This is a genomic window from Kitasatospora purpeofusca (genome assembly GCF_036010405.1).
Classification (GTDB): domain Bacteria; phylum Actinomycetota; class Actinomycetes; order Streptomycetales; family Streptomycetaceae; genus Kitasatospora; species Kitasatospora purpeofusca.
Window position 1 is genome coordinate 3,432,818 of sequence record NZ_CP108561.1, and the last position, 26,448, is coordinate 3,459,265.

Sequence of the window (26,448 nt, forward strand, 5' to 3'; positions counted from 1 at the left end):
CCACTGTGCCGGGCGGGCGGACGGCCGTCGATTACCTCCGGGGTCATCCGCCCGCCCCTGTCGGCCGTGCCCCGCACCCGGCCAGGTCAGGTCAGGTCAGGGCCGGCCGACGCGCGGCCGGAGCGCCTCGGCGCCCGGCGGCCGCAGCGGCACGCCCGCGCGCTTGACCGCCCGCGCCACGATCACCGTCTCGGCGCGGCCCACGCCGAGCGGGCCCAGGGTGTCCGTGACGAACCGGTAGAGGCCGCCGTGGTCCGGGCAGAACACCGCGGCCATCAGATTGGCCGGCCCGCTGGTCGCGAACACACCGTGCACCTGCGGGTGGCGGCCCAGCGCGGCGCCGACGGCCGCGAGCCGGCCCGGCGGCACGTCCAGCCACAGGTTGGCGTCCACCGCGAGCCCCAACAGCCGCGGGTCGACGGTGACATGGGTGCGCAGCAGCCCCGCCCCGTCCAGCCGGTGCAGCCGGCGCCGGACGGTGGACTCGGGGGTGCCGGCCGCCGCCGCCAGCATCGCGTGCGACTGCCGGGCGTCCTCGCCGAGCCGGGCCAGCAGGTCGCGGTCCAGTGCGTCCAGCGACACACTCCCGGGGGCCGGGCGGGCGGCCGGGGGTTCGGCGAGCGCGGCCGCCTCCGCCTCCTCCAGGTGGCCGGAGCGCCACTGGCCGGCGTCCGCGAAGGCGTGCAGCACGGCGTGGACGGTGGTCTCGGTGACCGCGGCGGTGGCGGGCAGTTGCCCGTTCAGCAGCCGGTCGCGGGCGCCGGCCCCGGTGAGCATCACCGCGCCGACCTCCTGGCCGCCGAGCATGACGTCGACGAAGGGCACGTCGGGCCGCTCGGCCAGCGCCCGGGCGACGGCCTCGCCCTTGCCCCGCAGCACCCGGATCCGCAGCAGCAGCGCGCCGACCGCCGCGTCCTCGACGTCGGGCATCCGGACCACCCGGACCAGGCCGGTCTGCTGGAGCCGGACGAGCCGGCGGGTGACGGTGCGCGGGGAGACACCGAGCACCTCGGCGATCCTCCCGGCCCCGGCCCGGCCGTTCACCTGGAGCGCGCAGACCAGCCGGCGGTCCAGGGTGTCCAGCACGGTGTCCGGATCAGCAGCAGCGACGTCCATGGTGTCCGATCTCCGTCGTCCGTCCCGCACCGGACGTCCTGTCCGGGCGCTCCGACGGTACTCCTTGACCGCACGACCACGAGGAACGGGAGAGGGACCATGGGCGACATCGAGGTGCGGGAACTGCGGACGCTGCTGCCGGCCGTGGAGGCGGCGGTCCGGGAGGTCGGCGCGCGGCTGGCCGAACGGCGGCCGGCCGAACCCTGCCAGGAGTTCGGCCTGGCCGGGGCGATGGCGCGGTTCGCCGCCTTCGACGACCCTGCGGCCGCCGAACTCCGTTCGCGGCTGGGCGCGTTGCGCCCGGAGGCGGGCCTGCTGGAGGACGAGTTCGACGGCGCGGTACCGGCCGGGGGCGAGTGGTGGCTGTGCGACGCCATGGACGGCGCGGTGCAGTTCCTGCTCGGACTGCCGCAGTGGGCGGTGACCGCGACCCTGGTGCGCGACGGCGCGGCGGTGCTGGCCGTGGTGCACGCGCCGCAGCTCGGCGCCCGCACCTACCGGGCGGTGCGCGGCGGCGGGGCGGAGCTGGACGGGCTGCCGATCGCCGCCGTGGAGCGGGAGTTGGCGGCGGCGGTGGCCGGGACCAGCCAGCCGCCGGGGGTGGCCGCCGACCCGGTGGCGCTGCGCCGGGCGGGCGCCTCGCTGTCGGCGGTGGCGGGATCGGTGCTGGCCGTCCGCAATCTGGGGCCGACCTCGCTCCAGGTGGCCCAGGTCGGCTCCGGACACCTGGGCCTGTTCTGGGAGTTCGGCGCGGACGCGGCCAATCTGCTGCCGGGCGCGCTGGTCGCGGCGGAGGCGGGCGCGGCGGTCACGGACGCCGCGGGGGCCGCGTGGACGCCCGCCGCGGACGCCCTCCTGGCCGCCGCGCCGGGCCTCCACGGCCAGGTGCTCCCACTGCTGAACGGTCTTGGCTGAACGTCAGATGCGGAACAGAGCGGCCGCGTTGTCGTGGCACACGGCCCGCATCCAGTCCTCCCCCAGCCCGAGCCGGTCCAGCGCGTCCAGCTGGTGCCCGTACCGGTAGGGGATGTTGGGGAAGTCGCTGCCGAGCAGCACCTTCTCCCCGAGGGCGCGCAGCCGGGGCAGCTCGGCGGGCGGGAAGGGGGTCTCCCGCTCGGAGAAGTCGGTGAACGCCATCGTGGTGTCCAGCCGGACGCCGGGGTACCGCTCGGCCAGGTCGAGGAAGTCGGTGTACTCGGGCAGGCCGAGGTGGGCCACCACCAGGACCAGCCGGGGGTGCCGGGCGAGCACCGCACCGATCGGGCCGGGGCCGGTGTGCTTGCCCGGGACGGGCCCGGAGCCGCAGTGGGTGACCACCGGTGTGCCGCTCTCCGCGAGCAGTCCCCAGACCTCGTCGAGCAGGTGGTCCGCCGGGTCGTAGCCGCCGACCTGGAGGTGCGCCTTGAACACCCGGGCGCCGTCGGCGAGCGCCCGGGCCACGTAGCCGGGCGCGCCGGGCTCGGGGTGGAAGGTCGCGGTGTGCAGGCAGTCGGGGGTGCGGGCGGCGAAGTCCGAGGCCCAGGCGTTCAGCCACTCGGCCATCCCCGGCCTGTGCGGGTAGAGCATCGCGGTGAACGCCCGGACGCCGAACTCCCGCAGCCTGGCGACCCGTTGCTCCTCCGCCTCGCGGTAGGCGATCGGCCAGGGGCGGCCGGTCAGCGGACCGGCCGCGTCGAAGTACGCCCACACCTTGTCGAGCACGTTCTTCGGCATGAAGTGTGTGTGGACGTCGATCAGTCCGGGCAGGCCGAGGTGCTGCCAGAAGGCGCGCACCCCGGCCGCCTCGACGGCGGGGGCGGGAGCGGCCACCGGGTCGGACCCGGTCATGCGGCGGGCACCGGCCGGGCGCGGTCGATGATCGCCGCGACGTCCGGGCCGGGCGGCAGGGTCCCGAACGCGCCGCCGTGGTCGCCGCCGAGCCGGGAGGCGCAGAACGCGTCGGCTACCGCCGGGTCCCCGTACCGGACCAGCAGCGAGCCCTGGAAGGCCAGCGCCATCGCCTCCACCAGCCGGCGGGTGCGGTACTCCAGCTGGTCGAGGTCGGTGAGCTGCTTGCGCAGCCCTGCGACGGCCGCGTCCAGCCGGCGGTCGGCGCCCGCCGCCGCGTCCAGCTCGCCGAGGAGGGCGTCGACGGTCTCCGGGTGCTTCGCCATGGCGCGCAGCGCGTCCAGGGCGGCGACGTTGCCGGAGCCCTCCCAGATCGAGACCAGCGGCGCCTCGCGGTAGAGCCGGGGCATGCCGGACTCCTCGACGTAGCCGTTGCCGCCCAGGCACTCCAGGGCCTCGGCGGCGTGCGCCGGACCGCGCTTGCAGACCCAGTACTTGGCGACGGCCAGGCCGAGCCGGCGGACCAGCGCCTCCCGCTCGTCCCCGGCGAGGGCGGCGTCGGTGGCCTGGGCGAGCCGCATCGCCACGGTGGTGGCCGCCTCGGACTCCACCACGAGGTCGGCGAGCACATTGCGCATCAGCGGCTGGTCGACCAGCGCCCGGCCGAACGCCCGGCGGTGCAGGGCGTGCTGGACCGCCCGGGTGGCCCCGAGCCGCATCCCGGCGGCGGCGCCGATGGTGCAGTCGAGCCGGGTCGTGTTGACCATCTCGATGATGGTCCGCACCCCGCGGCCCTCCTCGCCGACCAGCAGGCCGTACGCCTCCTCGTACTCGATCTCCGCGGAGGCGTTGGACTTGTTGCCGAGCTTGTCCTTGAGCCGCTGGAGGCGGAGCCGGTTGCGGCTGCCGTCCGGCAGGACACGCGGCAGCAGGAAGCAGCTGAGCCCGCCCGGCGCCTGGGCGAGGGTGAGGAAGAGGTCGGACATCGGCGCCGAGGTGAACCACTTGTGGCCGGTGAGCCGGTAGCTCCCGTCGGGCCGCGGGACGGCGGTCGTGGTGTTGGTGCGGACGTCCGAGCCGCCCTGCTTCTCGGTCATCGACATGCCGGCGATCAGTCCGCGCTTGCCGTGCGGCTCGCGCAGTCCGAAGTCGTACTCGGTGGCGGCGAGCAGCGGTTCGAACTCGGCGGCCAGCGCGGGCGTGGTGCGCAGCGCGGGAACGGCGGCGTAGGTCATCGAGACGGGGCAGGTGTGGCCGGCTTCGACCTGGCTCCAGACGTGGAACTTGGCGGCGCGGGCGGTGTGCGCGCCGGGCCGGTCGTCCCGCCAGGGGGCGGCGTGCAGGCCGTGGCCGACGGCGGTGCGCATCAGCTCGTGCCAGTACGGGTGGAACTCGACCTCGTCGATCCGGTGGCCGAAGCGGTCGTGGGTGCGCAGCACCGGCGGGTGCTCGTTGGCCAGCCGCCCCCACTCGGCGGCCTGCTCGGAGCCGGCCAGCCGGCCGAGGGCGCGCAGTTCGGGCTCGGCCCAGCCGGCGCCGGCCCGGTGCAGGGCGGCGAGCAGCGCGGGGTCGGCGGCGGTGTCGTGCCCGTACGGGGGCGGGGCCTGGTTGGTGACCTCATGCGTCGCTGTCATCGCGTTCTCCAAGCGCTCGGAGGGTGAAGGAGACGAGGGCGGGGACCACGGCGTCGGGGGCGGCCCCGGGGCCGTGCGGGGGTACCGCGGCGAGCGGGCCGGTGAGGGCCTCGGCGGTCGCGCCGACGATCGCGGCGGCGGTCAGCTGCGGGTCCTGGGGCGGCAGCCGTCCGGCGGCGAGCGCGGTGGCGATCTCGGCGGCGAGCACATCGCGGAAGGTGCGGCGGAAGACCAGGCGCTCGGCGTCCACCACGGTGTCGGCCGGTTCGACCAGCAGCGCGTGGGCGAGCCGGGGGGCGCGCAGGGCGCGGGCGGCGAAGGTCTCCACGACGGCCGCGATCCGGTCCCGGGGGGTGTCGTGCCGGGCGACGGCCTCGTGCACGGCGGCCACCTCCCGGGTGACCACCCGGCGGAAGAGCTCGACCGAGAGTTCGGCCTTGCTGGTGAAGTGCCCGTACATCGAGCCGGTGGCGATACCGGCCCGTTCGGCCACCGCGGCCATGCTGCAGCCGCCGTAGCCGCGCTCGGCGAGCAGGCCGACCGCGGCCTGGAGCACCGCCTCGCGCTGGGCGTCCAGTCGGGCTTGCACGGCGGGGGTGCGACGGTAGGCCATGGAAGCATTGAAGCACTGATTCACTGCTTCGGGGAGGTGCCTCGCACCCCCTGCCCAGAAGGCTCCGGGGAACGGCGACGCGGGCCCGGGAACGGCGGAGGGCCGCCCGTCCGGCGGGCGGCCCTCGCTTCGTACGGTCCCGCGAACGCGGGCGGTCCGGGCGGTCCGGATGTCCGAACCGTCCGGACGTCCGGACTACAGCCGGACGCGGTCCTGCTTCAGCCCCTCGATGTCCAGCGGGCCGATCGGCGGCACCTGGTACTGCCCCTTCAGCGCGCGGGCCGAGGCGTCCGTACCGAGGCCGGCCCACTCCAGCACCTTCGCGGTGGCCGCCGCCGACTCGTCGGCCGGCAGCTTGGCGATGTTGGAGCCGTGGTTGCCCCCCGGCACCGTGTAGACGTAGCTGTCCTCGCTGCCCCACCCGAGACGGAACGGCTCGGCGCCCCACGGGTCGTTCTGGCCGTAGACGTAGATGATCCGCTCGGCCGAGTTCCGCACCCAGCGGTCGATGTCGCGCATCGCGGACGGGTCGAAGCGCATCGGGATGGAACGCGGCACATAGGTGCGCGGCGCGTACAGCTCCTTGTAGTCGTAGTGCAGCAGGCCCTTGAGGGCCGAGACGTCGAAGGAGGGCGAGCCCAGCTCGGTGCCGGCCTGGTAGTAGTACGCGGTGTACCCGGCGAGCGCCTGGTCGCTGTTGCCGGTGATGCCGGACTGGGTGTCGAGCCAGGCGTACAGCGCGTCGTCGGTGCCGGCGGCGCCCGGGACGTTCACGCAGTCGGCAGCCAGGCTGTACTGCCAGAACGCCCAGACCGAGTCCAGCACGGCCAGCTCGTACGCCTTGTCGGCGCTGCCGATCGTGCTGAAGGTGGAGCCGGCGGCGGCGTTGTCGGCGGCGTAGCGGGGCTCCAGCCGGTCGCGGCGGGCCAGCAGTTCACGCTGGGTGGCGGTCAGCGCGGCCCGGCACTCCGGGGTCCCGACGTTGCGGAAGAACCGGCTGTACGCGGAGTCCTCGCGCTCGTCGACGTCGTTCGGGGCGACGTAGGCGATGGTGCCGGCCACGTCGTCCGGGAAGAAGCGCCGGTGGTAGGTGGAGGACATGCCGCCCTTGGAGGCGCCGGTGGACAGCCACTCCTGGTGGTAGATCCGCTTCAGCGCGGTGATCAGCCGGTGCGCGTCGGTGGCCGCCTGCTTGATGCCGGCCTTGCTCCAGTCGGCGGGCTCGGGGCGGGACGGCGTGAAGTAGCGGTACTCGATGGAGACCTGGTTGCCGTCGACCAGCCGGGCCGGCTCGGTGCGGGAGGGCGCGGTGCGCAGCGTGTAGCCGTTGGTGTAGAACACGGTCGGCCGGTCGTAGCCCCGGTGCAGCACGCTCAGCCGCTGCTGGAAGGTGCCCAGCCAGGGGCGGGCGTGGTCGATCGGCTGGGTGTAGGTGAGCAGGAAGTAGCGGTGGCCGGTGGTGGTGGGCTGCTCCTCGGTGACGGTCATCCCGGGGATCCCGGCCAGCCGCGCCTTGATGTCGGCCGACGGGTCGTCGGCGACCGAGGACGCGACGCCCTCGGGGCCGGTCGTCCCGGCGGACCGGGCGAGCGCCGTCGGGGCCAGGCCGAGGCCGAGCAGCGGTATCAGCAGAACGGCTACCAGCAGCCTTCTGATCGTGGTGGTCATCAACTCTCCATCGGGTCAACGGAACTGTGCGGTGTTCTGGTCCGAACTCTCCGGCAGTCGGCGCACCGCCGCCGCCGGACGGACCGGCCGTCCGGTAGACGGCCGAATGGGCCACCCGCCGGTCGCGGATGGCCCATCGGGGAAAAAGTGCCGGTCAGGGGCGCGGCAGGGTGCAGCCGGCCCTGGTGAGGTCGAGCTTGTTGCCGGTGCCGAAACAGGCGGGGATGATGTACGTCTCCTGGGCGTAGCCGATGCCCCGGCGGACGGTCACCGCGCCGTTCTGGTCCACCTCGCACGGGTTGTTCAGGGTGCAGCGCTGGCCGTCCTCGTTGATGGTGTTGTTCACCGCGACGACCTGCCCGCTGTTGGCGTCGACCACCGGGGAGCCGGAGGTGCCGCCGATGACGTTGCAGGTGGAGGTGTAGCGGAGGGAGTCCTTGAAGGTCCAGTCCGCTTCCTTGAGCCGGTAGGCGAAGCCGTCGGCCGAGCAGGAGTAGATCTTCTTCCAGTACCCGGAGACGACCTTGATCGAGCTGCCCTGGACGGGGTGGGTGGCCGCGACGGTCAGCGGGGCGATGCCGTAGCGCGACTGGATCGCGGCGTACGTGGTGTTCAGCTGGTAGATCGACACATCGGTGTCGGTCATGGTGCCGTAGACCATCTTGCTGGCCTTCACCGTGCCGAGCGAACCGCCGCTCGCGTTGAGCAGGGTGAAGCTGCGGCTGGAGGCCTGGTTGGTGACCACCTGGCCGGGGCCGGGCATACCGGACTCCAGGCAGTGGCCGTTGGAGAGCACCAGGGCCGGGTCGTTGGCGGTCGAGGCGGGGAACCGGACCAGCGAGCCGGAGCAGTTGCTCAGCGCCACCGTCCCGGCGAACGTGACGGCGGCGACCTTCCCGGCCTGCGGCGACGTGACGTTCGTGCTGGTGGTGGCGGTGGACGCGGTCGCGGCGGGGGCGCCCGCCAGGGCGGTCGCCCCGGCGAACAGGAGCGCGGCGGCCGTGCCTATGAGCGGCTTCTTCATGAGAGACCTCTCGGTGTGTCTCGGCGTGGGGGTGCCCCAAAGCTGGCGCGGACATGACGTACTGTCAAGAGTCCTGTCACCGACCCCCGGACCAGAGGGCCGTGTTCCGGCCGCCGGACCCCGGTACTGTGGCCGGGACGGCAGGAAGACCATCTGGGGGGCTGACATGACCGGCGAGCACCGCGACCACCGCACGGACGACGCGCGACGCGGACCGACCGGGGGCCGACTGCTCGCGGTCAGCGACCTGCACGTCTCCTACCAGCAGAACCGTGACCTGGTGGAGCAGTTGCGCCCGGGTTCGCCCGACGACTGGCTGATCGTGGCCGGCGACGTTTCCGAGTCCACCACCACCATCCGCTGGGCCCTGGGCCTGCTGGCCGAACGCTTCGCCAAGGTCGTCTGGGCCCCCGGCAACCACGAGCTGTGGACCCACCCCAACGACCCGGTCCAGGTGCGCGGCGTCGAGCGCTACCAGCACCTGGTGGAGATGTGCCGCGAGCTCGGCGTGGTGACCCCCGAGGACCCGTACCCCGTGTGGACCGGCGCCGGCGGCCCGGTCGCGGTCGCCCCGCTGTTCCTGCTCTACGACTACACCTTCCGGGCCCCCGGCACCTCCACCAAGGAGGAGTCCCTGGCCGCGGCCTACGAGACCGGCGTGGTCTGCGCGGACGAGCGCTTCCTGCACCCGGACCCGTACCCGGACCGCGACTCCTGGTGCCGCGAGCGCGTCCGGCTGACCGAGAAGCGCCTCGTCGAGCACGACCCCGAACTGCCGCTGGTCCTGGTCAACCACTACCCGCTGGTGCGCAATCCCACCGAGATCCTCTGGTACCCCGAGTTCGCCCAGTGGTGCGGCACCGAGCTGACCGCTGACTGGCACCGCCGGTTCAACACCGCCACGATGATCTACGGGCACCTGCACATCCCCCGGCGGACCAGCTACGACGGGGTGCCGTTCGAGGAGGTGTCGCTCGGCTACCCGCGCGAGTGGGGGCGGCGCGGCCTGCCGGACCCGCTGCTGCGCGAGGTGTTCCCGGGCGCGTGAGGCGCCGCGTGCCGGTGGTGGCCGCTACTCGCCTTCGCCTCCCACCACCGGCTCCTGCCCCTGCTCCGGCTACTGCCCCTGCCCCTGCCCCTGCCCCTGCTCCGGCTCCGGGCGCGCCAACGTCACCGTCAGCTGCCCGTCCGACACGTCCGCGACCAGCGTGTCACCCTCCCGGACCGTGCCGTCCAGCAGCAGGTCCGAGATCCGGTTGTCCAGCTCCTGCTGGATGGTGCGGCGCAGCGGCCGGGCCCCGAACGCCGGCTGGTAGCCGAGGTTCACCAGCAGTTCCTTGGCCCCGTCGGTCACCTCCAGGCCGACGTCCTGGGCCTTCAGCCGGCGCCGGGTGCGGTCCAGCAGCAGGTCCACCACCTGCAGCAGGTCCTTGCGGGTGAGCGCGTGGAAGACGATCACCTCGTCGATCCGGTTGAGGAACTCCGGCCGGAACTGCGAACGCAGATCCTGCATCAGGTCGTCACGGATCTGGTCGACGTCACCCGCGTGATCGAGGATCCGCTGCGAACCGATGTTGCTCGTCATGATCAGCACGGTGTTGCGGAAGTCGACCGTACGCCCCTGGGAATCCGTCAGCCGGCCGTCGTCCAGCACCTGGAGCAGCAGGTTGAAGACGTCCGGGTGGGCCTTCTCCACCTCGTCGAAGAGCAGCACGCTGTACGGCTTGCGGCGCACCGCCTCGGTGAGCTGGCCGGCCTCGTCGTAGCCGACATACCCGGGCGGGGAGCCGACCAGCCGGGAGACAGTGTGCTTCTCCTGGAACTCGCTCATGTCGAAGCGGATCATCCGCTCCGGGTCGCCGAACAGCAGCGCGGCCAGCGCCTTGGCCAGCTCGGTCTTGCCGACACCGGTCGGGCCGAGGAACAGGAAGGAGCCGGTCGGGCGGTCCGGATCGCCCATCCCGGCCCGGCCGCGGCGGACCGCCTGGGCCACCGCGGTGACCGCCCGGTCCTGCCCGATCACCTTCTCGTGCAGATGCTCCTCCAGCCGGAGCAGCCGCTCCCGCTCGGTCGCGTTCAGCTCCGCCACCGGGATGCCGGTCCGGCCCGAGAGCACCTGCGCGATGTCGTCCGCGGTGACTGCCACGACCTCCTCGCGGGCCTCGGCGACCGCCGCCAGCTCGTCCTCGGTCTGCCGCAGCTCGGTCTTCAGATTGGCGGCCCGGACGAACTCCTCGTCCGCCACCGCCTCCTCCAACTCCCGGCGCAGCTTGGTGATCCGGTCCCGCACCGGCATCGCGACCGTGGAACCGCCCAGGCTGCGCAGCCGCACCCGCGCGCCCGCCTGGTCCACCAGGTCGATCGCCTTGTCCGGCAGGAAGCGGTCGCTGACGTAGCGGTCCGACAGGGTCGCGGCCGCGTCCAGCGCCTCGTCCGTGAACCGCACCTGGTGGTGCGCCTCGTAGGCGTCGCGCAGGCCCCGGAGGATCTCGACCGTCTCCTCCACCGTCGGCTCGGGCACCAGCACCGGCTGGAAGCGGCGCTCCAGCGCGGCGTCCTTCTCCACGTACCGGCGGTACTCGTCCAGGGTGGTCGCGCCGACCACGCTCAACTCACCCCGGGCCAGGGCCGGTTTCAGGATGTTGCCCGCGTCCATCGAGCCCTCTCCCCCACCGCCCGCGCCGACCACGGTGTGCAGCTCGTCGAGGAACAGGATCACGCTCTGCTCGGCCGCCGTGACCTCGTCGATCACGTTCTTCAACCGCTCCTCGAACTCGCCCCGGTACTTGGAACCGGCCACCAGCGCGGTGAGGTCGAGCGTGACGACCCGCTTCTCCTTGAGGATCTGCGGCACGTCCCCCGAGACGATCCGCTGTGCCAGCCCCTCCACGATCGCCGTCTTGCCGACGCCCGGCTCACCGATCAGCACCGGGTTGTTCTTGGTCCGGCGGGACAGGATCTCGACGGTCTGCTCGATCTCCTCGGCCCGGCCGACGACCGCGTCCAGCCGGCCCGCCCTGGCCTCCTCGGTGAGGTCGCGCCCGTACTCGTCCAGCGTCGGCGTCGCACTCGGCTGCCCGCCGCCACCGGTACCCCCGCCCGCGCCCCGGCCCGTACCCCGCCCGTCCAGCACCGAGCGCAGCGCGTCCTGCGACGGCGCCGCGTTGCGCACCGCTGTCCCCGCCCCCGACCGCTCCTCCTCCAGCAGCGCGCCGAGGATGTGCTCCGGCCCGATGTACGAGGCCCCCGCCGCCTGCGACCGCGCGTGCGCCGCCAGCAGCGCCCGCTTGGCCGCCGGCGTCAGCGCCGGCCGCCCCTCCTCCCCCGACACCTGCGCCCCGGACGGCAGCGCCTTGTCCAGGTCCCCCGCCAACCGGTCCGGATCCACCCCCGCCCGTTCCAGCATCCGCCGCGACGGATCCACCCGGGTGGCCGCCCACATCAGATGCCCGGTGTCGAGATCGCTCCCCCCACCCTCGGCCGCCCGCCGGGCCGCCGCCGCCAACAACTCCTGCGCCGACTCACTCAACAACCGCCCGATCGGCACCCGCTGCACCGCGGGCGGCGAGGCCAACGGGCTCATCCCGAAGAACCGGCTGAGCAGATCCGAAAACGGGTCGTTCGACCCGAACGGCGGCATGGTCACGGAAGGTCACCTCTCCCAAGCGGGGCGTGCGCCCACCCAAACACACCCCACCCCACCCTGCCTCCCGACCACAGCACCCGACTGACCCCGCCGCCGGGTCAGCCCCGCTGCAGCAGCAACCGCTCCCGCGCCGCCTTCGGCATCCCCGCCACCACCCGCTCCCAGGAGTGCTCCACCATCTCCCGCAGCTCCTCGTCCGGGACGGTCGAATCCAGTACGACCGTGATCCAGTGCCGCTTGTTCATGTGATACCCGGGCCCCACCGCCGCGAACTGCCCCCGCAGGTGCACCGCCAGCCCCGGCTCGCACTTCAGCGTCACCCGCTCCTCCCCCAGCACCGCGAACACCTTCCCCTCCACCTTCAACACCGTCACCCCCGGCCCGAACGCCTCGTCGTCCGTCACCCCCGGCAACCCCGAAGCCACCTCGAACAACTCCTCCGCCACCATCCGCTTCCCCTTCCCTCCCACGCCACAGGCCGACCACGGAACCGTACGCCCCACCGACCCTGCCTGACCGATGGCCTTCTTGTCAGAGTGCGCTCCGCGTGCTGATCTCGTGTCAGGGCCGGAGCGGAGGGGGCAACGTGGCGGAACTGACGGTCAAACCGTGGCGGCGGGCGGGCAAGGATCGGCTGTACGTCAATCTGGCCGGCCCCCGCGGCGAGGCGGTCGCGTGGCTGGACTGTCTGACCGGGGTCGTCACGATCACCGACGCCGCCCATGAATCGTCGGCGCTCGACAAGGTCAGGGAGTGGTGCCGGACCTGCGGTCGAGCGATCCCACCCCTGACCGTGCTCCACCGGACGTCACCCCACGTCCCGCCACCCGTACCGCCTCGCCCCACCTCCCCGCCGACAGTGCTGCCCGCTCTGCCGCCGCTCACGGTCGACGACGACCTCGCCTCGAACCGCCCCGGAGAAGGTGTCCGAGGCATGATCCAGGCCGATCAGAGCAAGCGGACGTGGCTGGTCCGCGTGGCGGCCAAGCTCTCCGGCGACGACCTCACCCGCTCCGAGCTGAGCAAGGGCCTCGACGGGGAAAGGTTCGTCGGCGGGCTGCTCGACAACCTGCGCGCCCACGGCTGGTACGTACTGCACGCCGTCCCGCTCCCGACCGGTGCGGACATCGACCACGTGGTGATCGGCCCGCCCGGGGTCTTCACGGTGAACACCAAGCACCACCCCGACGCCACGGTCTGGGTCGGCGACAAGCGGATCACCGTCAACCGCAACAGCTACCCGTACATCGAGAAGTCCAGCCTCGAAGGCAGCAGAACCGCAGAACTCCTGCACCACTGGTGCGGCCTCGCGATCCCGGTGCACCCGGTGATCGCCGTCGTGGGCGCCCGCACCCTGACCCACAAGGGAACCCCCGCCGTCGATGTGATCGACGGCACCCGGATCGCGGCCGTCCTGGCCTCCCGCCCCCCGCTTCTCGAAGCCCACCGCGCCGCAGCCGTCTTCAACATCGCACGCCGCCGAAGCACCTGGACCCAATTCGGCCGCCGCCCCGGCTGAGCCACCCGGCCAGAAGCGAACAGGACCCCCAAAACCGATCAAGGGCCAGTTCGGGAGGACGCCGCCTCCGAACTGGCCCTTCTCCGCTGTGGGCGCGGACGGTTTCGAACCGCCGACATCTGCTTTGTAAGAGCAGCGCTCTACCACTGAGCTACGCGCCCCCGGTCGGGCGGGTCCCGGGGGGCCGGGGCGCACGACGAGTGCCTAGGGTACCTGGTCCGGGGGGTGGTGTGGTGCAGGTGGTGGGGCGGTGGGGCGGGTGGGGTGCCGGGTCCGGGGGGTGATCGGGAAGAATGGGTGGTGGACCAGCGGTCGGGAACCAGGGAGCGCGCAGTGAGGGTGGCCGGCGGAGGCGGGCGGGGGCGACGGCGGGGGCCGGGGAGCGCGGTGGCCGAGGCGCTGGTGCTGCCGGTGGTGGTCGCGGGGGCGTTGGGGGCCGCGGGGGCGGCGTCGTTCGGGGCCGGCGGGGGCTGGTGGGGGCGGCGCGGCGGTGACGGCATGCGGGCGGACGCCCGGGCGGCCAGGGACGCGGCGCAGCAGGCGTTCTACGACGTGGACTCGACCCAGCGCGAGGTGCGGCTGGCGGTGGAGACGGTGCGGTCCGTCGGGGACAGTGCGACAGCCCGGCGGGCGGTCGCGGACTTCGAGGCGATCTCGGGCCGGGTCGACCAGGTGACCGTGAACTATCTGTCCGCCCTGGACGCGCACGACCTGGACGCGGAGGAGCTGGAGTCCGGTGCGGCCGCGCGGGCCAAGCACCAGCTGGACGACGTGAAGGGCCAGCTCGGTTCGGCGCTGTCGGAGCTGAACGACTTCCTGCGCAAGTTGCAGCCGACGCTGGAGCGGGCCGAGTCGCAGCTGATGCGGGTGGCACCGGCGGTGGAGCAGGCCAAGCGGGCGCTGCTGGACGCCAGCAACGCGCTGGACGCGGCGCGCGGCGCCGGGTTGCGGGCGGACGGGCCGGCGGCGCGGCTGGCCGAGCTGGCGCCGGAGCTGGGGCGGCTGAACGAGGGGGTGGCCCGGCACGGGGTGCCGGAGACGCTGGAGCGCGCCGAGCGGGTGAAGGAGCGTGCGGAGGCGATCGCGGCGGAGGTCGGGCACCTGCCGGAGCGGGCCCGGGAGATCGACCGTCGGGTGGCCAGTCTGCGGACCAGGATCCAGGCGCTGGAGACCAAGGCCGGCACGGTGCCGCCGGCGCTGAGCGAGTTGCGCCGGCGGTTCACGGCCGCGTGCTGGCAGGACCTCCAGCGGGTGCCGGACCAGGTGGCGGAGGCCGGGCGGGCCGCCGAGGCCAAGTTGGCCGAGGCGGCGCGGGCCCGGGACGAGCAGCGGTGGGCGGATGCCACGGGCGCGCTGGGGACGGTGCGCGCGCTGCTGGAGACGGCGGACGGGTCGGTGGTCGCGGTGAACGAGCGGCTGCGGCAGCTGAACGAGGTGCAGATCGACCCGAACAAGGAGGTCGAGCGGGCCCGGTTCGCGCTGCGGGACGCCCAGCGGCTGGCGATGGCCGGGCGGCACGCGCCGGATCCGCGGCACGCCGCGCCGTTGGACGCGGCGGTGGCCCGGCTGGACCGCGCGGTGGCCGAGCTGGAGGCGGCCGGGCGCCACCCGGACTACTGGCGGTTCCTGACCGAGTTGACGGCGGTGCGGGAGTCGGCGGCCCACGTGGTGGAGCTGATCCGCGGCGAGCTCGGCGGACAGAAGTAGGGACAGAAGTAGCTGCGGAAGGTGGAGCGGAAGCGGGAGCGGGTGCCGGTGGCCCGGATACGCTGGCGGGTATGCCTCGTTATGACTTCCGCTGCCGCTCCTGCGGCGCCACGTTCGAGCTCCGCCGCGCGATGGCGCAGGCCAACGACCCCGCCGTCTGCCCGCAGGGGCACCCGGACACCGTGAAGCTGCTGTCGGCCGTCGCCGTGACCGGTGCGGCCTCCGGCGGCGCCGCGCCGCAGCAGGCCCCGTCGGCCGGTGGCGGCGGGGGGTGCTGCGGCGGCGGCTGCTGCGGCTGACGGAAATCTAGGCGCCGAGAGCCGGGGCCGGAGCCGGGACGGGAGCCCCCGCCTCGCCCCGGACCCGGGCCAGGAAGCGGCGGGCGATCTCCTCGCCCGCCGCGACGCCGATCTCGTCGAGGGCGGTGACCCCGGGCGCCGTCCAGCCGGTGTCGGCCAGTTCGCCGTGGCCGGGGCGCCAGGCGGCGTCGGCGGCGAGCAGCAGGTCGGCGTCGAGCAGCGAGTCGCCGGCGGACAGCACCGTGGACGGGCCGACCCGCCGGACGACCTCCGCCAGCGCCGCGCTCTTGCTGAGCGGCCCCGGCACCGCGTACACCTTGCGGCCCTGGAGCGAGACGCTCCAGCCGCGTTCGGCGCACCAGCCGGTGAGTTCGGCGATCCAGCCCGTCGGCAGTTCGGCGCGCTCGACGACCAGGTAGGCGAACAGCTCGTCGGCGACCCGCCGCTTGTGGGTCCACTCGGGGTCGGCGCAGAGGGCCAGGTGGTCGACCACCTCCGCGAGCGGCGCCGCCCCCTCGGCCAGCCGGCCGGCCATCTCGGTCTGCCAGTCCTCGTCCGGCACGCCGTCGACGAGCAGCCGGCCGCCGTTGGCGCAGATCGCGTAGGGCGGCACCCAACCGGGCGTCGGGCCGGGCAGGTTGACCCGCTCATACTGGGCCCGGGTGCGGGTGGTGGCGGGGACGAGCACAGCCTCGCGGGCGAGTTCGACGAGCAGCGCGGCGGCCTCCTCGGTCATGAAGGACAGCGCCTTGCCGTCGTGCACCTCGACGGAGAGCAGGCGCGGCGCGAGCCGGTCCGGCACGTCCAGGGCGAGGGCCCGGTTGGAGTAGATCAGGGTGCGGTCGAGGTCGCTCGCGACGACGAAGCGCGGTGCGGCGGCGGAGCCGCCGTCCGGGCGGGCGTGACCACTCATCGGGCTCAGGACTCCTTGGTGATGACGGCCTTGGTGAGGACGGCCGTGCCGGAGGCGCCGGTCGCCCCACGGGTGTAGCGGGGGTGGATGAGTCCGACGCAGGAGTACGGCAGGTCGTCCACCTCCTCGACCGGCACTCCCCGCTGGGCGGCGAGCAGCCGGACGTGGTCGAGGTCGGCGCCGGCGCCGCGGCGGGCGAGCACCCGCCAGGGCACGCGGCGCAGCATGACCCGGGTGGTCTCGCCGACGCCGGGCTTGACCAGGTTGACGCTGTCGATGCCGTACTCGGCGCTGATCCGCTCGACCGCGGCCCAGCCGGCCCAGTCGGGGGCGCGCTCGTCGGCGTGCTCGGGGGCGAGGAAGCGCTCGGCCGCCGCGAGGGCCTCGGCCCGGACGTCGTCGAAGTGGTCGGCGACGGTGTCCAGGAAGGCGCCGGAGACGTCGGCGCCGGCCAGCTCGGTGTAGTGCTTGGCGCCGTGGAAGTCGTCGGGGCCGATCAGGTCGGAGCGCAGCACGGTGCGCGAGACCAGGCCGGAGACGGTCGAGTTGAGGCAGGCGGAGGGGATCAGGAAGTCGTCCCGGGTGCCGAAGGTGCGCACGCAGCGGCCGGGGTCGGCGAGGACGGCGAGGTCGGGGTCGAAGCCGGTCCCGGCGAGGGCCTCGGCGAGTTCGCGGGTGATCGCGCCCTTGCCGGTCCAGCCGTCGACGAACACCACGTCGGCGGCCCGGTGGTGGGCGTCGAGGTAGCGCAGGGCGGCCGGGTCGAGGCCTCGGCCGCGGACGATCGAGACGGCGTAGTGCGGGGCGTCGACGCCGTGTCCGGCGGCGAGCCAGCGGCGGATCAGGATGCCGACCGGCGTCCCGGCGCGGGCCAGCGAGGCGAGCACCAGGCCGGGGCCGCGCTCGCGCAGCAGGGTCTCGGCGACAGTGCCGACGGCGAGCGCGATCCGCCGGGCGGAGACCCGCAGCGCCTGGTGGAACAGCTCCTGGTACTCGGGGCTCGGCTGGTACTCGACCGGCAGCGACTCGGCGTAGTGGGCGCCGCCGCTCTGCACGGCCTCCTCGCGCTCCTCGGTGGGTGCCTCCAGGTCGACGCCGGTGAGGTCCTTGAGCAGCCAGGCCACTTCGTCGGCGCGGTAGGAGGAGAACTCGGGGCCGTACAGCGGACGCGCCGGGGCCGCCGGGACGGCGGGGGCGGTCGGCCGGTGGGACGGCAGGACGGCGAGCACCACCCGGTCGGTGACCCGGCGCAGCTGGCCGAGCAGGGCGCGCCCGCCCTCGTGCAGGGCGGGGGTGTCGGCGGTGTCGTCGACCACCAGCACCACGGTGCCGAAGCGGCGGGCCGGGTCGGTGCCGGGGGCGACGTTGTAGGCGTAGCGCTCGCGGGAGGAGTCGTCGGCCGGGTCGTCGTGAGCGGGGAAGGCCAGCCGGGTGCGGATGGCGTAGCCGGGGTCGTCGACGGCGAGGACGGGCGAGCGGGTGGTGGTGGAGTAGTGGACGCGGTCGGTGCCGCCGGGCAGCCGCTCGGCGAGGGCGCCGGCGAGCCGCAGCGGCGCGTACATCAGCTCCTCGAAGCCGAGCACCAGTACCTGTCCGTCACTGTCCTCGGGGTCGACCGCCGCCGCCAGCCGCTCGGCCAGACCGGGCAGCGCCTCCTCCAGCAGCGCGCGGTGCTCCCGGGTGAACCCGTGCCGCCCGCCGTCGGGCAGTCCGGCCGGCCAGTCCAGGTCGACCCGCACCAGCGGGGCGGCCGGGGCGGCCGGCGGCTCGGGCGCGGGACCGGCCTCGGCGATCAGCCGCTCGGCCCGGTCCAGGACGTCGGCGGGCAGTTCCACGCCGCCGTCGGCCAGCGCCACCAGGTCCAACCGGACGCCGAGTTCGGCCGCGGTGTCGGCGAGCCGACGCCGGTCGGCCGGGCCTCGCAGGTCGACCAGCGCGACCACCACGTAGTGCTCGCGCGGGTGGTTGGCGTGCAGTTCGCGGATGGTGTTGAGCACGGTGGTGCCGGTGGAGAACTCGTCGTCCACCAGGACCAGCGGGCCGTCACCGGCGAGCAGCCCGGGGTCCGCGGGCAGCAGCAGGTGGGAGGTGGCGTGCGAGTGCTCCTCCTCGAAGCCGCCGACCGGGGTGAGACCGGGCACCGGGCGGCGGGTGGAGTGCAGGTAGGGGGCGTCCAGGCCGTCGGCGACGCTGTGACCGAGGCCGGTGGCGGTCTCCGCGTAGCCGAGCACGACGGCGCGGTCGACGCTCTCCCCGGGGAGCGGCGCCAGCAGGTCGCGGACCCGGCGGCCGAGCTCCAGGCCGGCGCCGTGCACCACGGCGGGGCGCTGCGGGACGTGCTTGCCGAGCACGGTGGAGACCAGCAGGTGGGCCCGCTTGCGGTTCTCCCGCAGGGCGAGGCCGACCAGCTCGGGGAGGCGCTCGGAACCGGTCAGCACGACGCCCGCCCGCTCGGCCACCCAGCGCCCGGTCCACTCCCCCGCTCCCGCAGGCCCCTCGGCGCTCGACCCGAAGGAACCGCCGACCCCGAAGGAACCGCCGGTCCCGTCGGTCCTGTCCGTCCCGTCGGCTCCAGTGGTCCGGTCCTGCTGCGCTGCTGTCACTACGGGTCCTGTCTTCTGTCTGTGCGGTGCGGTGCGGTGCGATGGTGCCGCGGTGGGCAAGGTCTGACGGGCCGGCCCCGGGCCGGCCGGGCGGCTCAGCGGCAGAGGCAGGCCGAGAGCAGCTCCGCGAAGCTGACGTCCTCGCGGGCCACCCCGAACACCTCGGCGCGCAGCAACACCCGCTCCGCCCAGGCCCGGTGGGGCTTCGCCTCGTTCATCTTGTTGGTGTACGCCGAGCGCAGCACCCCGCCCCCGCCGCGCTCCTGCTGGAGGATGTCATGGGCGTCGCTGTACTCCTCGTGCGTGACGACGGAGAGCGCGTGGACGGCGGGCACATGGCTGGGGTGGATGCAGGTCTTGCCCAACAGGCCGTTGGCGCGGTCGAGTTCTATCTCGCGGATGAGCCCGTCCAGGTCGTGCTCGATGATCTGCCGGCGGACGGCCTCGCGCGAGGGCTCGGCCTCCGCGAACGGGGTGCGGCGCAGCTGCGGCTTGAACATCCGCTCCTGGACCGGGAAGTACTCCCAGACCGGGCCGGTGACGGTGAACCCGGTGCCGTCGGCGCGGCCGAGCACGTTCACCACGTCGCCGATCACCGAGGCGACCAGCGCCACGTCGTACGCGGTCAGGTCGGGCGAGCGGCGCAGTCCGTACGCGGAGCAGAGGTCGGTGACGCCGAGGCGGACGGCGAGGACGCGCTCGCGGTACTTGTCGAGCAGCCTGGCTATGCCGAAGAGCTGGTCGCGGCGGGTCTCCAGGTGGGCGAGCTCGGGCGACTCCAGCACGGGCATCGCGAACAGCCGGCGCCCGGTGGCGGCCTCGGCGGCGGCGAGCGCCTCCAGGAAGTCGCCGCCGGTGTCCTCGGTGAACTTCGGCAGGACGAAGCCGGTGAGCAGTCCGATCGCGGGGCCGAGCCGGCCGGCGAGGTCGGTCAGCTGCGCGGGGGTCCGCACCCTGACGAAGAGGAGGGGAAGATCCTGTGCGCAAACGGTGGAGATTCCATCCGGTCCGACACCCTCCGTCACAGCGGCCCCGACACCCTCCGTGACGCCGGACCCGGCACTCTCCGTGACCTCCGCCCAGAGCTCGCCGAGCCGGGCCACCAGGTTGGCCTCGGCGTCCGGGACCTCGTGGTCGGCGATGGCGTCCTCCAGGCAGAGGACCATCGAGACCACGCCCTGCGCGGCCTGCTTGCGGATGTCCGTGCGCAGGGTGGGGCGGGTGGCCGGGCTGTAGAGCGTGGCGCCCAGCGCGGTGGCGAGCACGGCCGCCGCGCTGTCGGCGGTGAACTCCCCGGGAGCACTGAGAAAGAGCCGGTCGCGGACGTCGTCCGCGAGGTGGCCGAAGTGGCGCAAGGTGCTCTCCTCAGGAGGTTCGGCCGCCGGTCCGGCGGAGACGGGGGAGGACAGGGAGGGACGGTGTCGACACCCGGTCCAGCACCCGGTCCAACCGGCTCGACGGCCGTGGTGGTTCCCGGTCCGGCCCCGTCCGGTCACCGTTGTCCGGCCAGGAGCCCCCCGCCCGCCCATCGTACGGACGGTGCCGGGTCGTGGAGGCTTCCGAAACATCGAATTCTCGGAAGGTTACCTTCCACTTCACAAAGCGCAAGCGTTGGCAAAGTCCCACCACAACGCCTCCTCCGGTCACGTTGTCCGAAGGGGTGGCGAACAGGCAGGATGGTCGGCTATGACGCACGTGATGGCCAAGGGCGCCAACATCGCACTGCCGGTGGCGGCTGTCCGCGCCGTGCTGCGCTGGAGCGCCACGCCCGGTGCGCCGGACGTGGACGCCTCCGCGCTGCTGCTCGGACCGGCCGGCAAGGTCCGCTCGGACGCCGACTTCGTCTTCTACAACCAGCCCCGGCACCCGTCCGGCCTGGTGCGCCACCTGCCCAAGCAGCAGACGGCCGACGGCAGCGAGATCACCGACACCGTCGAGGCCGAGCTCGCCAAGCTGCCGGCCGACGTGGACCGGGTGGTGCTGGCCGGCTCCTCCGAGGGCGGGACGTTCCGGACGGTGAGCGGGCTGCGCCTGCTGCTGTTCGACGCCGCGGCCGGGGAGGGCGTGCCCGCGCTGGCCGAGTTCGCGATGGCCGACGGGGACGAGGTGACCGCGCTGGTCGCGGGCGAGCTCTACCGCCGGGCCGGCGCCTGGAAGTTCCGCGCGGTCGGCCAGGGCTACGCGTCCGGGCTGATCGGACTGGCCACCGATTTCGGCATCACCGTCGAGGACGAGGGCAACACCCAGGCCGGGACCGCCGCCCGCCCGCCCGCGGGCGACCCCCGGGCCGCCCTGCCCGACCCCCGGCCGGCCGGCCGCCCCGAGCCGGGCACCTTCACCCTGGCCCCGGCCGTCCCGCAGTCGTCCGTGCCACAGGCCTCCGCCCCGCAGGCACCGACCGGTGTCCCGGCCAACATGCCCCCGCCGCCGCCCAAGCCGCCGACGGTGCCGCCGAACCTCCCGCCCGCCCCGACCGCGCCGCCGGCCGGACGCCCCGGGTACGGCTACCCGCCGCCCGCCCCGCGCCCGGGGTACGGCTACCCCCAGCAGCAGCCCCCGGCGCCCGCACCCGGCTACGGCTACCCTCCCCGGCAGCAGCAGCCCCAGCAGCACCAGCCCCAGCAGCAGCCGGGCTACGGCTACCCGCCGCCGAACACCGCACCGCAGGCCCAGCAGCCCGTCCCGCAGCAGCCGGCCCCGCCCGCCGAGGAGTTCGCGCTGCCCCCGCAGGGCCCGCAGTTCCAGCCGCGCTGAGCCCGCCCGCTCGCCCACCCGCCCCGAGGGGCCGGACCCCCCGGCCTCACTCCGTCTTGTACCCGCGCTGCCACTGCATCCCGAAGCCGTACAGCCGGTCGATGTCCGCCTGGAACCCGTTCACGTACCGCACCTCGCGCCGCACCGTGAGCGTGTTGTCACCGGTGTTCTCGATCAGCACCACCGCACAGGAACGGGCCGCCGACGCCCGCTCCTCCAGATGGACCTCGATCCGCGGCCCGGACTGCGGCACGATCGTCACCACCGCGTTGGTCTGCTCGAAGGCCGGCGTGCCGTCGTAGATGTACACGAAGATCAACAGCCGCTTGAACTGGTCCTTCTTCTCCAGGTTGACGTACATCGTCTCGCCGGAGGGCGCCCCGTACTGGTCGTCGCCGCTGAGCTTGATGTACGGCGGGTTCCGGAGGTCGCCGAAGAAGCCGCCCAGCGGCTGCACCACACCCCGCTTGCCGTCGCTCAGCTCGTACATGCAGGCCAGGTCGAGGTCCACGTTGACCTGGGCGTTCTGGCTGGAGTCCGGCTCCATCGGGCTGAGGATGCGCGGGGTGAACACCCGCCGCAGGGAGTCCCTGGCACTCGCCCTCGGGGCTCCTATCCGGGTGGTCCAGTGCAGATTGACGTAGAGGTAGCCGGTGGTCGCCGCCGCACCGGTGATCGCGTGGTGCGGCGAGGACTTGGTCAGGGTGACCTTGAACTGGCCGCCCGTGTCGAGGGCGTTCCGCTCTCCGCGCAGGTACTCCCAAATCGAGGCCATGCCGTCCTCCCCCAGCCGCGCCAGCCGTTCTGACGGTCCGCCGCTCCATGATCGGGCATCAGCCCGCCCGCGGGTACCCGAACTCCCCTACCCGCCACCGCCCGCGGGTACCCGGAGTCCTCTTCCCGCCACCGCCCGCGGGTACCCGAAGTCCCCTTCCGGCCGCCGCCCGCCGGACACCGGACGGACACCGGCGGGTCGATTGGCGGGGTGAAGCTCACCTCCCGTACCATGCGGCCACTTCGGACGCGATATCGTCTAGCCGCACAGGTGTCCCGCCCGCCCGCCCGGGCGCGTCGGATCACCCGTCCGACGACGACGCTTCGTCAGGCCCGGTCCCGGGGACGGATCCTGATCATCGTGTCGCACTTGAGACCTTTGTCCCCTGCGGAAACCCGAGGCCCGACCCGCAATGAACCTGACCTCCATACAGCTGGTCTGGACCGTCATCGGCGGTGTAGCCCTGCTGTTCACCGCCATCCTGGTGGCGACGCTGCGCTTCAAGAACAACAACCGGAAGGACGATTCCAGCGACTCCTGGGAGCGCAGCGAGGAGCGCCGCCGACGCAAGGAGATGGTCTACGGGATCTCCTCCTACGTCCTGCTGTTCTGCTGCGCCGGCGTCGCGGCCGCGCTCTCCTTCCACGGCCTGGTCGGCTTCGGCAAGGAGAACCTGGGCCTGTCGAACGGCTGGGAGTACCTGGTCCCGTTCGGCCTGGACGGCGCCGCGATGTTCTGCTCGGTGCTCGCCGTCCGCGAGGCCAGCCACGGTGACGCGGCGCTCGGCTCCCGCCTGCTGGTCTGGGTGTTCGCGGTCGCCTCGGCCTGGTTCAACTGGGTGCACGCCCCGCGCGGCATGTCCCACGACGGCGCCCCCGAGTTCTTCTCCGGCATGTCGATCTCGGCCGCGATCCTGTTCGACCGCGCGCTGAAGCAGACCCGCAAGGCCGCGCTGCGCGAGCAGGGCCTCGTCCCGCGCCCGCTGCCGCAGATCCGCATCGTCCGCTGGCTGCGCGCGCCCCGCGAGACCTACGCCGCCTGGTCGCTGATGCTGCTGGAGAACGTCCGCAGCCTGGACGAGGCCGTCGACGAGGTGCGCGAGGAGCGTCAGGCGAAGCTGGACGCCAAGGTGCGTGCCCGCAGCGCCGACCGCCGCGAGCGGGCCGAGCTGAAGGCGATCTCCCGTCAGTCCGGTGGTGTGCTGTCCCGCAACCGCGCCGGCCGCCAGGTGCCCGCCCTCGCCGCTGCCGGAGACGGCCCGAGCGCTTCGGAGCCTGCCCTAGCCGTTGAGGTGGACGCCTTCTCCTCCCGCACCTCCGGCTCGCTGCTGGACTCCGCCCCGCTGGGCACCCTGGAGACCCGCCGCTCGCGCGGCTCCGAGTCCTCCTCCTCGACCTCGTCGTCGAGCTCGGCCTCGGCCTCCTCGTCGTCCGCCTACCGCTCGACGGTCGACCTGACGCCGGACGACGACACCCTGTCGATGCCCAAGCTCGACTCCCTGGAGCGCAAGCTGCGCGCCATCGAGCAGCAGCTCGGCTGAGCAGCGGCACCCGCACGCAGAACGCCGAACGGCCGTTCCCCACTCGGGAGGAACGGCCGTTCGGCGTTCACCGGGAGACCGGAGAGGATCCGGAGGACCGGCGGGGATCCGGGGGACGGGCGCTAGCTGTCGCTGCCCACCAGTTCCCGGTCCCCGTCGCCCCCGCCGTCGGCGCCCTCCCGGCGGTTGCGCAGGACCGAGGAGCCGAGCGCGAGGCCGATGAAGGCGACACCGATCAGGCCGGTGACGATCTCCGGGATGTGGTACTCGATGCCGACCAGCAGGATCACCGCGAGCGCGCCGATCGCGTAGTGCGCGCCGTGCTCCAGGTAGACGTAGTCGTCCAGGGTGCCCTTGCGGACCAGGAAGACGGTCAGCGAGCGGATGTACATCGCGCCGATGCCGAGGCCCAGGGTGATCTGGAAGATGTCACTGGAGATCGCGAACGCGCCGACGACGCCGTCGAAGGAGAACGAGGCGTCCAGCACCTCCAGGTACATGAAGAGGAAGAACGCGGCCTTGCCGCCCACCTGCACGATGGACTTGCCGGTCTTCTCCTGCGCCTCCTCCTTCTCGGCCTCCTCCTCCAGGCCCGCCTCGAAGACCGAGGAGAGGCCGTTCACCGAGAGGTAGGTGACGAGGCCGAGCACACCGGCGAGCAGGACCGTCTCGGCGTGGTCGGCGGCGAAGAAGTTGGCCGCCAGCAGCAGGGTGACCAGGGCGACGACGGTGGAGAAGGCCTCCAGCTTGCCGACCTTCTCCAGCGGGCGCTCGATCCAGGCCAGCCAGTTGTAGTCCTTCTCCTCGAAGATGAAGTCGAGGAAGATCATCAGCAGGAAGACGCCGCCGAAGGCCGCGATGGCCGGGTTGGCCGCTTCCAGGTACTGGCCGTAGGTGAGGCCCTCGTAGGTCTTGTCGCTGTGCAGCGCGAGGTCGACGACCGTGGCCGGGTTGAGGTGCGCGGTGAGGCCGACGACCAGCAGCGGGAAGATCAGCCGCATACCGAAGACGGCGATCAGCACGCCGACGGTGAGGAAGATCTTCTGCCAGTACGGGTTCATCCGCTTCAACACCGTGGCGTTGACCACCGCGTTGTCGAACGAGAGGGAGATCTCCAGGATGGAGAGGATCAGCACGATGCCGAATCCCTCGGCTCCCCAGAGCAGGCCGGCGGCGATCAGCCCGAGAATGGTGATCGCGAATGACCAGCCGAATGTGCGGAGGAACACGGGACTTGGTTACCTTTCGGGTTCATGGCGTCGACGAGGTCGACGTTCGCCGGGATGCGTCCGGACGCGCCGGGGCGCCGAACGGAACGATCACAGCGATGAGGGCCTTTACTGTACGTTTACGCCGAAATCGAGGGCAATGCCCCGCAGGCCCGAGGCATAACCCTGGCCCACCGCGCGGAACTTCCACTCACCGGCGTACCGGTACAGCTCGCCGAAGATCATCGCGGTCTCGCTGGACGCGTCCTCGGTGAGGTCGTAGCGGGCGATCTCCTGACCGTCCACCGAGTTGACCACCCGGATGTAGGCGTTGCGGACCTGGCCGAAGTTCTGCCCCCGGTTCTCGGCGTCGTAGATCGACACCGGGAAGACCACCTTGTCGACCTGCGGCGGCACCAGGTCCAGGTTGACCAGGACGACCTCGTCGTCCCCGTCGCCGTCACCGGTGAGGTTGTCGCCGGTGTGCTCGACCGAGCCCTCGGGGCTCTTGAGGTTGTTGTAGAAGACGAAGTACTCGTCGCCCAGCACCCGGCCGCTGGAGCACAGCAGCGCGCTCGCGTCCAGATCGAAGGGCGCGCCGGTCGTCGACCGGGCGTCCCAGCCGAGACCGATCTGCACCTGCGTCAGATTCGGCGCGGCCTTGGTGAGCGAGACATTGCCACCCTTGGCGAGCGTGACACTCATTGGCGGTCCTTCCTCCCTTGCCTCCCGGGGCGCATTCCAGGTCTATTCCCCCGCGACCCCGGCCGGCCCCTCCGGGCCGGCTGAACTTTCCTGAACTCCCATCCTTCCAGTGCGGCCGAGCAGGTCGTAGCCCGGGCACGGCAAACCCCGCGCCGACACAAGGCGAACGGCCGGGGCGGCCGCCGACGCTCTCGCGTCCGCGGCCGCCCCGGCCGTGCTTCACCACCGGGCCGTCACCGGCCCTGCCCCGACTCAGACGTTGACGCCGAAGTCCTGGGCGATGCCGCGCAGGCCGGAGGCGTAGCCCTGGCCGATCGCGCGGAACTTCCACTCGGCGCCGTTGCGGTACAGCTCGCCGAAGACCATGGCCGTCTCGGTGGAGGCGTCCTCGGTGAGGTCGTACCGGGCCAGCTCCTTGTTGTCCGCCTGGTTCACCACGCGGATGAACGCGTTGCGGACCTGGCCGAAGTTCTGCGAGCGGTTCTCGGCATCGTAGATCGACACCGGGAAGACGATCTTCTGCACGTCGGCCGGCACGGTCGCCAGGTTGACCTTGATCGCCTCGTCGTCGCCCTCGCCCTCACCGGTGAGGTTGTCACCGGTGTGCTCGACCGAGCCGTCGGGGCTCTTCAGGTTGTTGAAGAAGACGAAGTTGCCGTCCGCGCCGACCTTGCCCTGGTCGTTGCAGAGCAGAGCGCTGGCGTCCAGGTCGAAATCCGTGCCCGTGGTGGTACGGACGTCCCAGCCGAGGCCGACCAGTACGGCGGTCAGGCCCGGGGCCTCCTTGGTGAGCGAGACATTGCCGCCCTTGCTCAGGCTGACACCCACTTGTCCTCCAAGATTCGGGAGGCACTCCTCGGTGCCCCCGTGGTGCGGTCCGAAGCTCCGGCGGCGAAC

At 73.1% G+C, this 26,448-nt stretch carries 22 protein-coding genes and 1 tRNA gene; 7 read left to right on the top strand and 16 right to left on the bottom strand.

All coding sequences use genetic code 11. The features are described from left to right. Window positions 1–96 precede the first annotated feature (96 nt). Window positions 97–1,116 carry an Lrp/AsnC family transcriptional regulator gene (locus OG715_RS14925; RefSeq protein WP_266269246.1) on the bottom strand — a complete coding sequence of 340 codons (1,020 nt, stop codon included), beginning with the start codon at window positions 1,114–1,116 and terminating at the stop codon, window positions 97–99. Window positions 1,117–1,215: 99 nt separating this feature from the next. On the opposite strand from OG715_RS14925, the gene OG715_RS14930 reads away from it, so the two are divergent. Beyond that, a complete protein-coding gene (locus tag OG715_RS14930; protein WP_266269247.1) occupies window positions 1,216–2,031 on the top strand; it encodes an inositol monophosphatase family protein in 816 nt (271 codons plus the stop codon). Between the two features lie 3 nt (window positions 2,032–2,034). Here OG715_RS14930 and OG715_RS14935 read toward each other — a convergent pair whose 3' ends face one another. From OG715_RS14935 to OG715_RS14955, 5 genes are all read right to left on the bottom strand, one after another. Next, window positions 2,035–2,943 carry an amidohydrolase family protein gene (locus OG715_RS14935; protein ID WP_266269248.1) on the bottom strand — a complete coding sequence of 303 codons (909 nt, stop codon included), beginning with the start codon at window positions 2,941–2,943 and terminating at the stop codon, window positions 2,035–2,037. Further along, window positions 2,940–4,577, bottom strand: a complete 1,638-nt coding sequence (locus OG715_RS14940) for an acyl-CoA dehydrogenase family protein (protein WP_266269249.1) — start codon at window positions 4,575–4,577, stop codon at window positions 2,940–2,942. Before OG715_RS14940 ends, OG715_RS14935 begins: the two co-directional genes overlap by 4 nt. Next, window positions 4,561–5,190 (bottom strand): TetR/AcrR family transcriptional regulator, encoded by a 630-nt coding sequence (locus OG715_RS14945; protein ID WP_266269250.1) that lies wholly within the window; start codon window positions 5,188–5,190, stop codon window positions 4,561–4,563. The genes OG715_RS14940 and OG715_RS14945 overlap by 17 nt, the downstream gene beginning before the upstream one ends. Before the next feature lie 195 nt (window positions 5,191–5,385). Next, the gene (locus OG715_RS14950) at window positions 5,386–6,858 is read right to left on the bottom strand and encodes a S28 family serine protease (RefSeq protein ID WP_266269251.1); all 1,473 of its coding nucleotides are present in this window, start codon (window positions 6,856–6,858) and stop codon (window positions 5,386–5,388) included. A gap of 154 nt (window positions 6,859–7,012) precedes the next feature. Continuing rightward, window positions 7,013–7,882, bottom strand: coding sequence for a S1 family peptidase (locus OG715_RS14955; protein ID WP_266269252.1), 870 nt, complete (start codon window positions 7,880–7,882; stop codon window positions 7,013–7,015). 166 nt (window positions 7,883–8,048) lie between these two features. On the opposite strand from OG715_RS14955, the gene OG715_RS14960 reads away from it, so the two are divergent. After that, complete coding sequence (locus tag OG715_RS14960) at window positions 8,049–8,930, top strand: metallophosphoesterase family protein (RefSeq protein ID WP_266269254.1); 882 nt, start codon at window positions 8,049–8,051, stop codon at window positions 8,928–8,930. 69 nt (window positions 8,931–8,999) lie between these two features. Here OG715_RS14960 and OG715_RS14965 read toward each other — a convergent pair whose 3' ends face one another. Next, on the bottom strand, window positions 9,000–11,522 hold the full coding sequence (locus OG715_RS14965) for an ATP-dependent Clp protease ATP-binding subunit (protein ID WP_407661109.1): 2,523 nt from the start codon (window positions 11,520–11,522) through the stop codon (window positions 9,000–9,002). Window positions 11,523–11,626: 104 nt separating this feature from the next. Next, a complete protein-coding gene (locus OG715_RS14970; protein ID WP_327064146.1) occupies window positions 11,627–11,953 on the bottom strand; it encodes an MmcQ/YjbR family DNA-binding protein in 327 nt (108 codons plus the stop codon). Window positions 11,954–12,114: 161 nt separating this feature from the next. Here OG715_RS14970 and OG715_RS14975 point away from each other — a divergent pair, with 161 nt between their 5' ends. Then, window positions 12,115–13,047, top strand: a complete 933-nt coding sequence (locus tag OG715_RS14975; RefSeq protein WP_266269257.1) for a nuclease-related domain-containing protein — start codon at window positions 12,115–12,117, stop codon at window positions 13,045–13,047. Window positions 13,048–13,136: 89 nt separating this feature from the next. Here the strand turns inward: OG715_RS14975 and OG715_RS14980 are convergent. Further along, window positions 13,137–13,208 (bottom strand) — tRNA-Val (locus OG715_RS14980). Between the two features lie 226 nt (window positions 13,209–13,434). Here OG715_RS14980 and OG715_RS14985 point away from each other — a divergent pair. Beyond that, window positions 13,435–14,754, top strand: coding sequence for a hypothetical protein (locus OG715_RS14985; protein ID WP_266269259.1), 1,320 nt, complete (start codon window positions 13,435–13,437; stop codon window positions 14,752–14,754). Window positions 14,755–14,825: 71 nt separating this feature from the next. Further along, window positions 14,826–15,053 carry an FmdB family zinc ribbon protein gene (locus OG715_RS14990; protein ID WP_266269260.1) on the top strand — a complete coding sequence of 76 codons (228 nt, stop codon included), beginning with the start codon at window positions 14,826–14,828 and terminating at the stop codon, window positions 15,051–15,053. Between the two features lie 7 nt (window positions 15,054–15,060). Here OG715_RS14990 and OG715_RS14995 read toward each other — a convergent pair whose 3' ends face one another. From OG715_RS14995 to OG715_RS15005, 3 genes are all read right to left on the bottom strand, one after another. After that, the gene (locus tag OG715_RS14995) at window positions 15,061–15,966 is read right to left on the bottom strand and encodes an HAD family hydrolase (RefSeq protein WP_266269262.1); all 906 of its coding nucleotides are present in this window, start codon (window positions 15,964–15,966) and stop codon (window positions 15,061–15,063) included. Window positions 15,967–15,971: 5 nt separating this feature from the next. Further along, on the bottom strand, window positions 15,972–18,425 hold the full coding sequence (locus tag OG715_RS15000; RefSeq protein WP_266271677.1) for a phosphoribosyltransferase: 2,454 nt from the start codon (window positions 18,423–18,425) through the stop codon (window positions 15,972–15,974). Between the two features lie 239 nt (window positions 18,426–18,664). Further along, on the bottom strand, window positions 18,665–19,924 hold the full coding sequence (locus OG715_RS15005) for an HpcH/HpaI aldolase/citrate lyase family protein (RefSeq protein ID WP_266269263.1): 1,260 nt from the start codon (window positions 19,922–19,924) through the stop codon (window positions 18,665–18,667). Window positions 19,925–20,255: 331 nt separating this feature from the next. Here OG715_RS15005 and OG715_RS15010 point away from each other — a divergent pair, with 331 nt between their 5' ends. Beyond that, window positions 20,256–21,323 carry a TerD family protein gene (locus OG715_RS15010; RefSeq protein WP_266269264.1) on the top strand — a complete coding sequence of 356 codons (1,068 nt, stop codon included), beginning with the start codon at window positions 20,256–20,258 and terminating at the stop codon, window positions 21,321–21,323. A gap of 46 nt (window positions 21,324–21,369) precedes the next feature. Here OG715_RS15010 and OG715_RS15015 read toward each other — a convergent pair whose 3' ends face one another. Next, the gene (locus tag OG715_RS15015) at window positions 21,370–22,098 is read right to left on the bottom strand and encodes a Tellurium resistance (protein ID WP_266269265.1); all 729 of its coding nucleotides are present in this window, start codon (window positions 22,096–22,098) and stop codon (window positions 21,370–21,372) included. Between the two features lie 412 nt (window positions 22,099–22,510). On the opposite strand from OG715_RS15015, the gene OG715_RS15020 reads away from it, so the two are divergent. Next, window positions 22,511–23,638, top strand: coding sequence for a DUF2637 domain-containing protein (locus OG715_RS15020; RefSeq protein WP_266269266.1), 1,128 nt, complete (start codon window positions 22,511–22,513; stop codon window positions 23,636–23,638). Between the two features lie 122 nt (window positions 23,639–23,760). Here OG715_RS15020 and OG715_RS15025 read toward each other — a convergent pair whose 3' ends face one another. The 3 genes from OG715_RS15025 to OG715_RS15035 form a co-directional block, all read right to left on the bottom strand. Further along, the gene (locus tag OG715_RS15025) at window positions 23,761–24,867 is read right to left on the bottom strand and encodes a DUF475 domain-containing protein (RefSeq protein ID WP_266269267.1); all 1,107 of its coding nucleotides are present in this window, start codon (window positions 24,865–24,867) and stop codon (window positions 23,761–23,763) included. 108 nt (window positions 24,868–24,975) lie between these two features. Beyond that, the gene (locus tag OG715_RS15030; protein WP_030395855.1) at window positions 24,976–25,551 is read right to left on the bottom strand and encodes a TerD family protein; all 576 of its coding nucleotides are present in this window, start codon (window positions 25,549–25,551) and stop codon (window positions 24,976–24,978) included. A gap of 252 nt (window positions 25,552–25,803) precedes the next feature. Then, window positions 25,804–26,379, bottom strand: a complete 576-nt coding sequence (locus OG715_RS15035; protein ID WP_030395854.1) for a TerD family protein — start codon at window positions 26,377–26,379, stop codon at window positions 25,804–25,806. Between the last annotated feature and the right edge of the window lie 69 nt (window positions 26,380–26,448).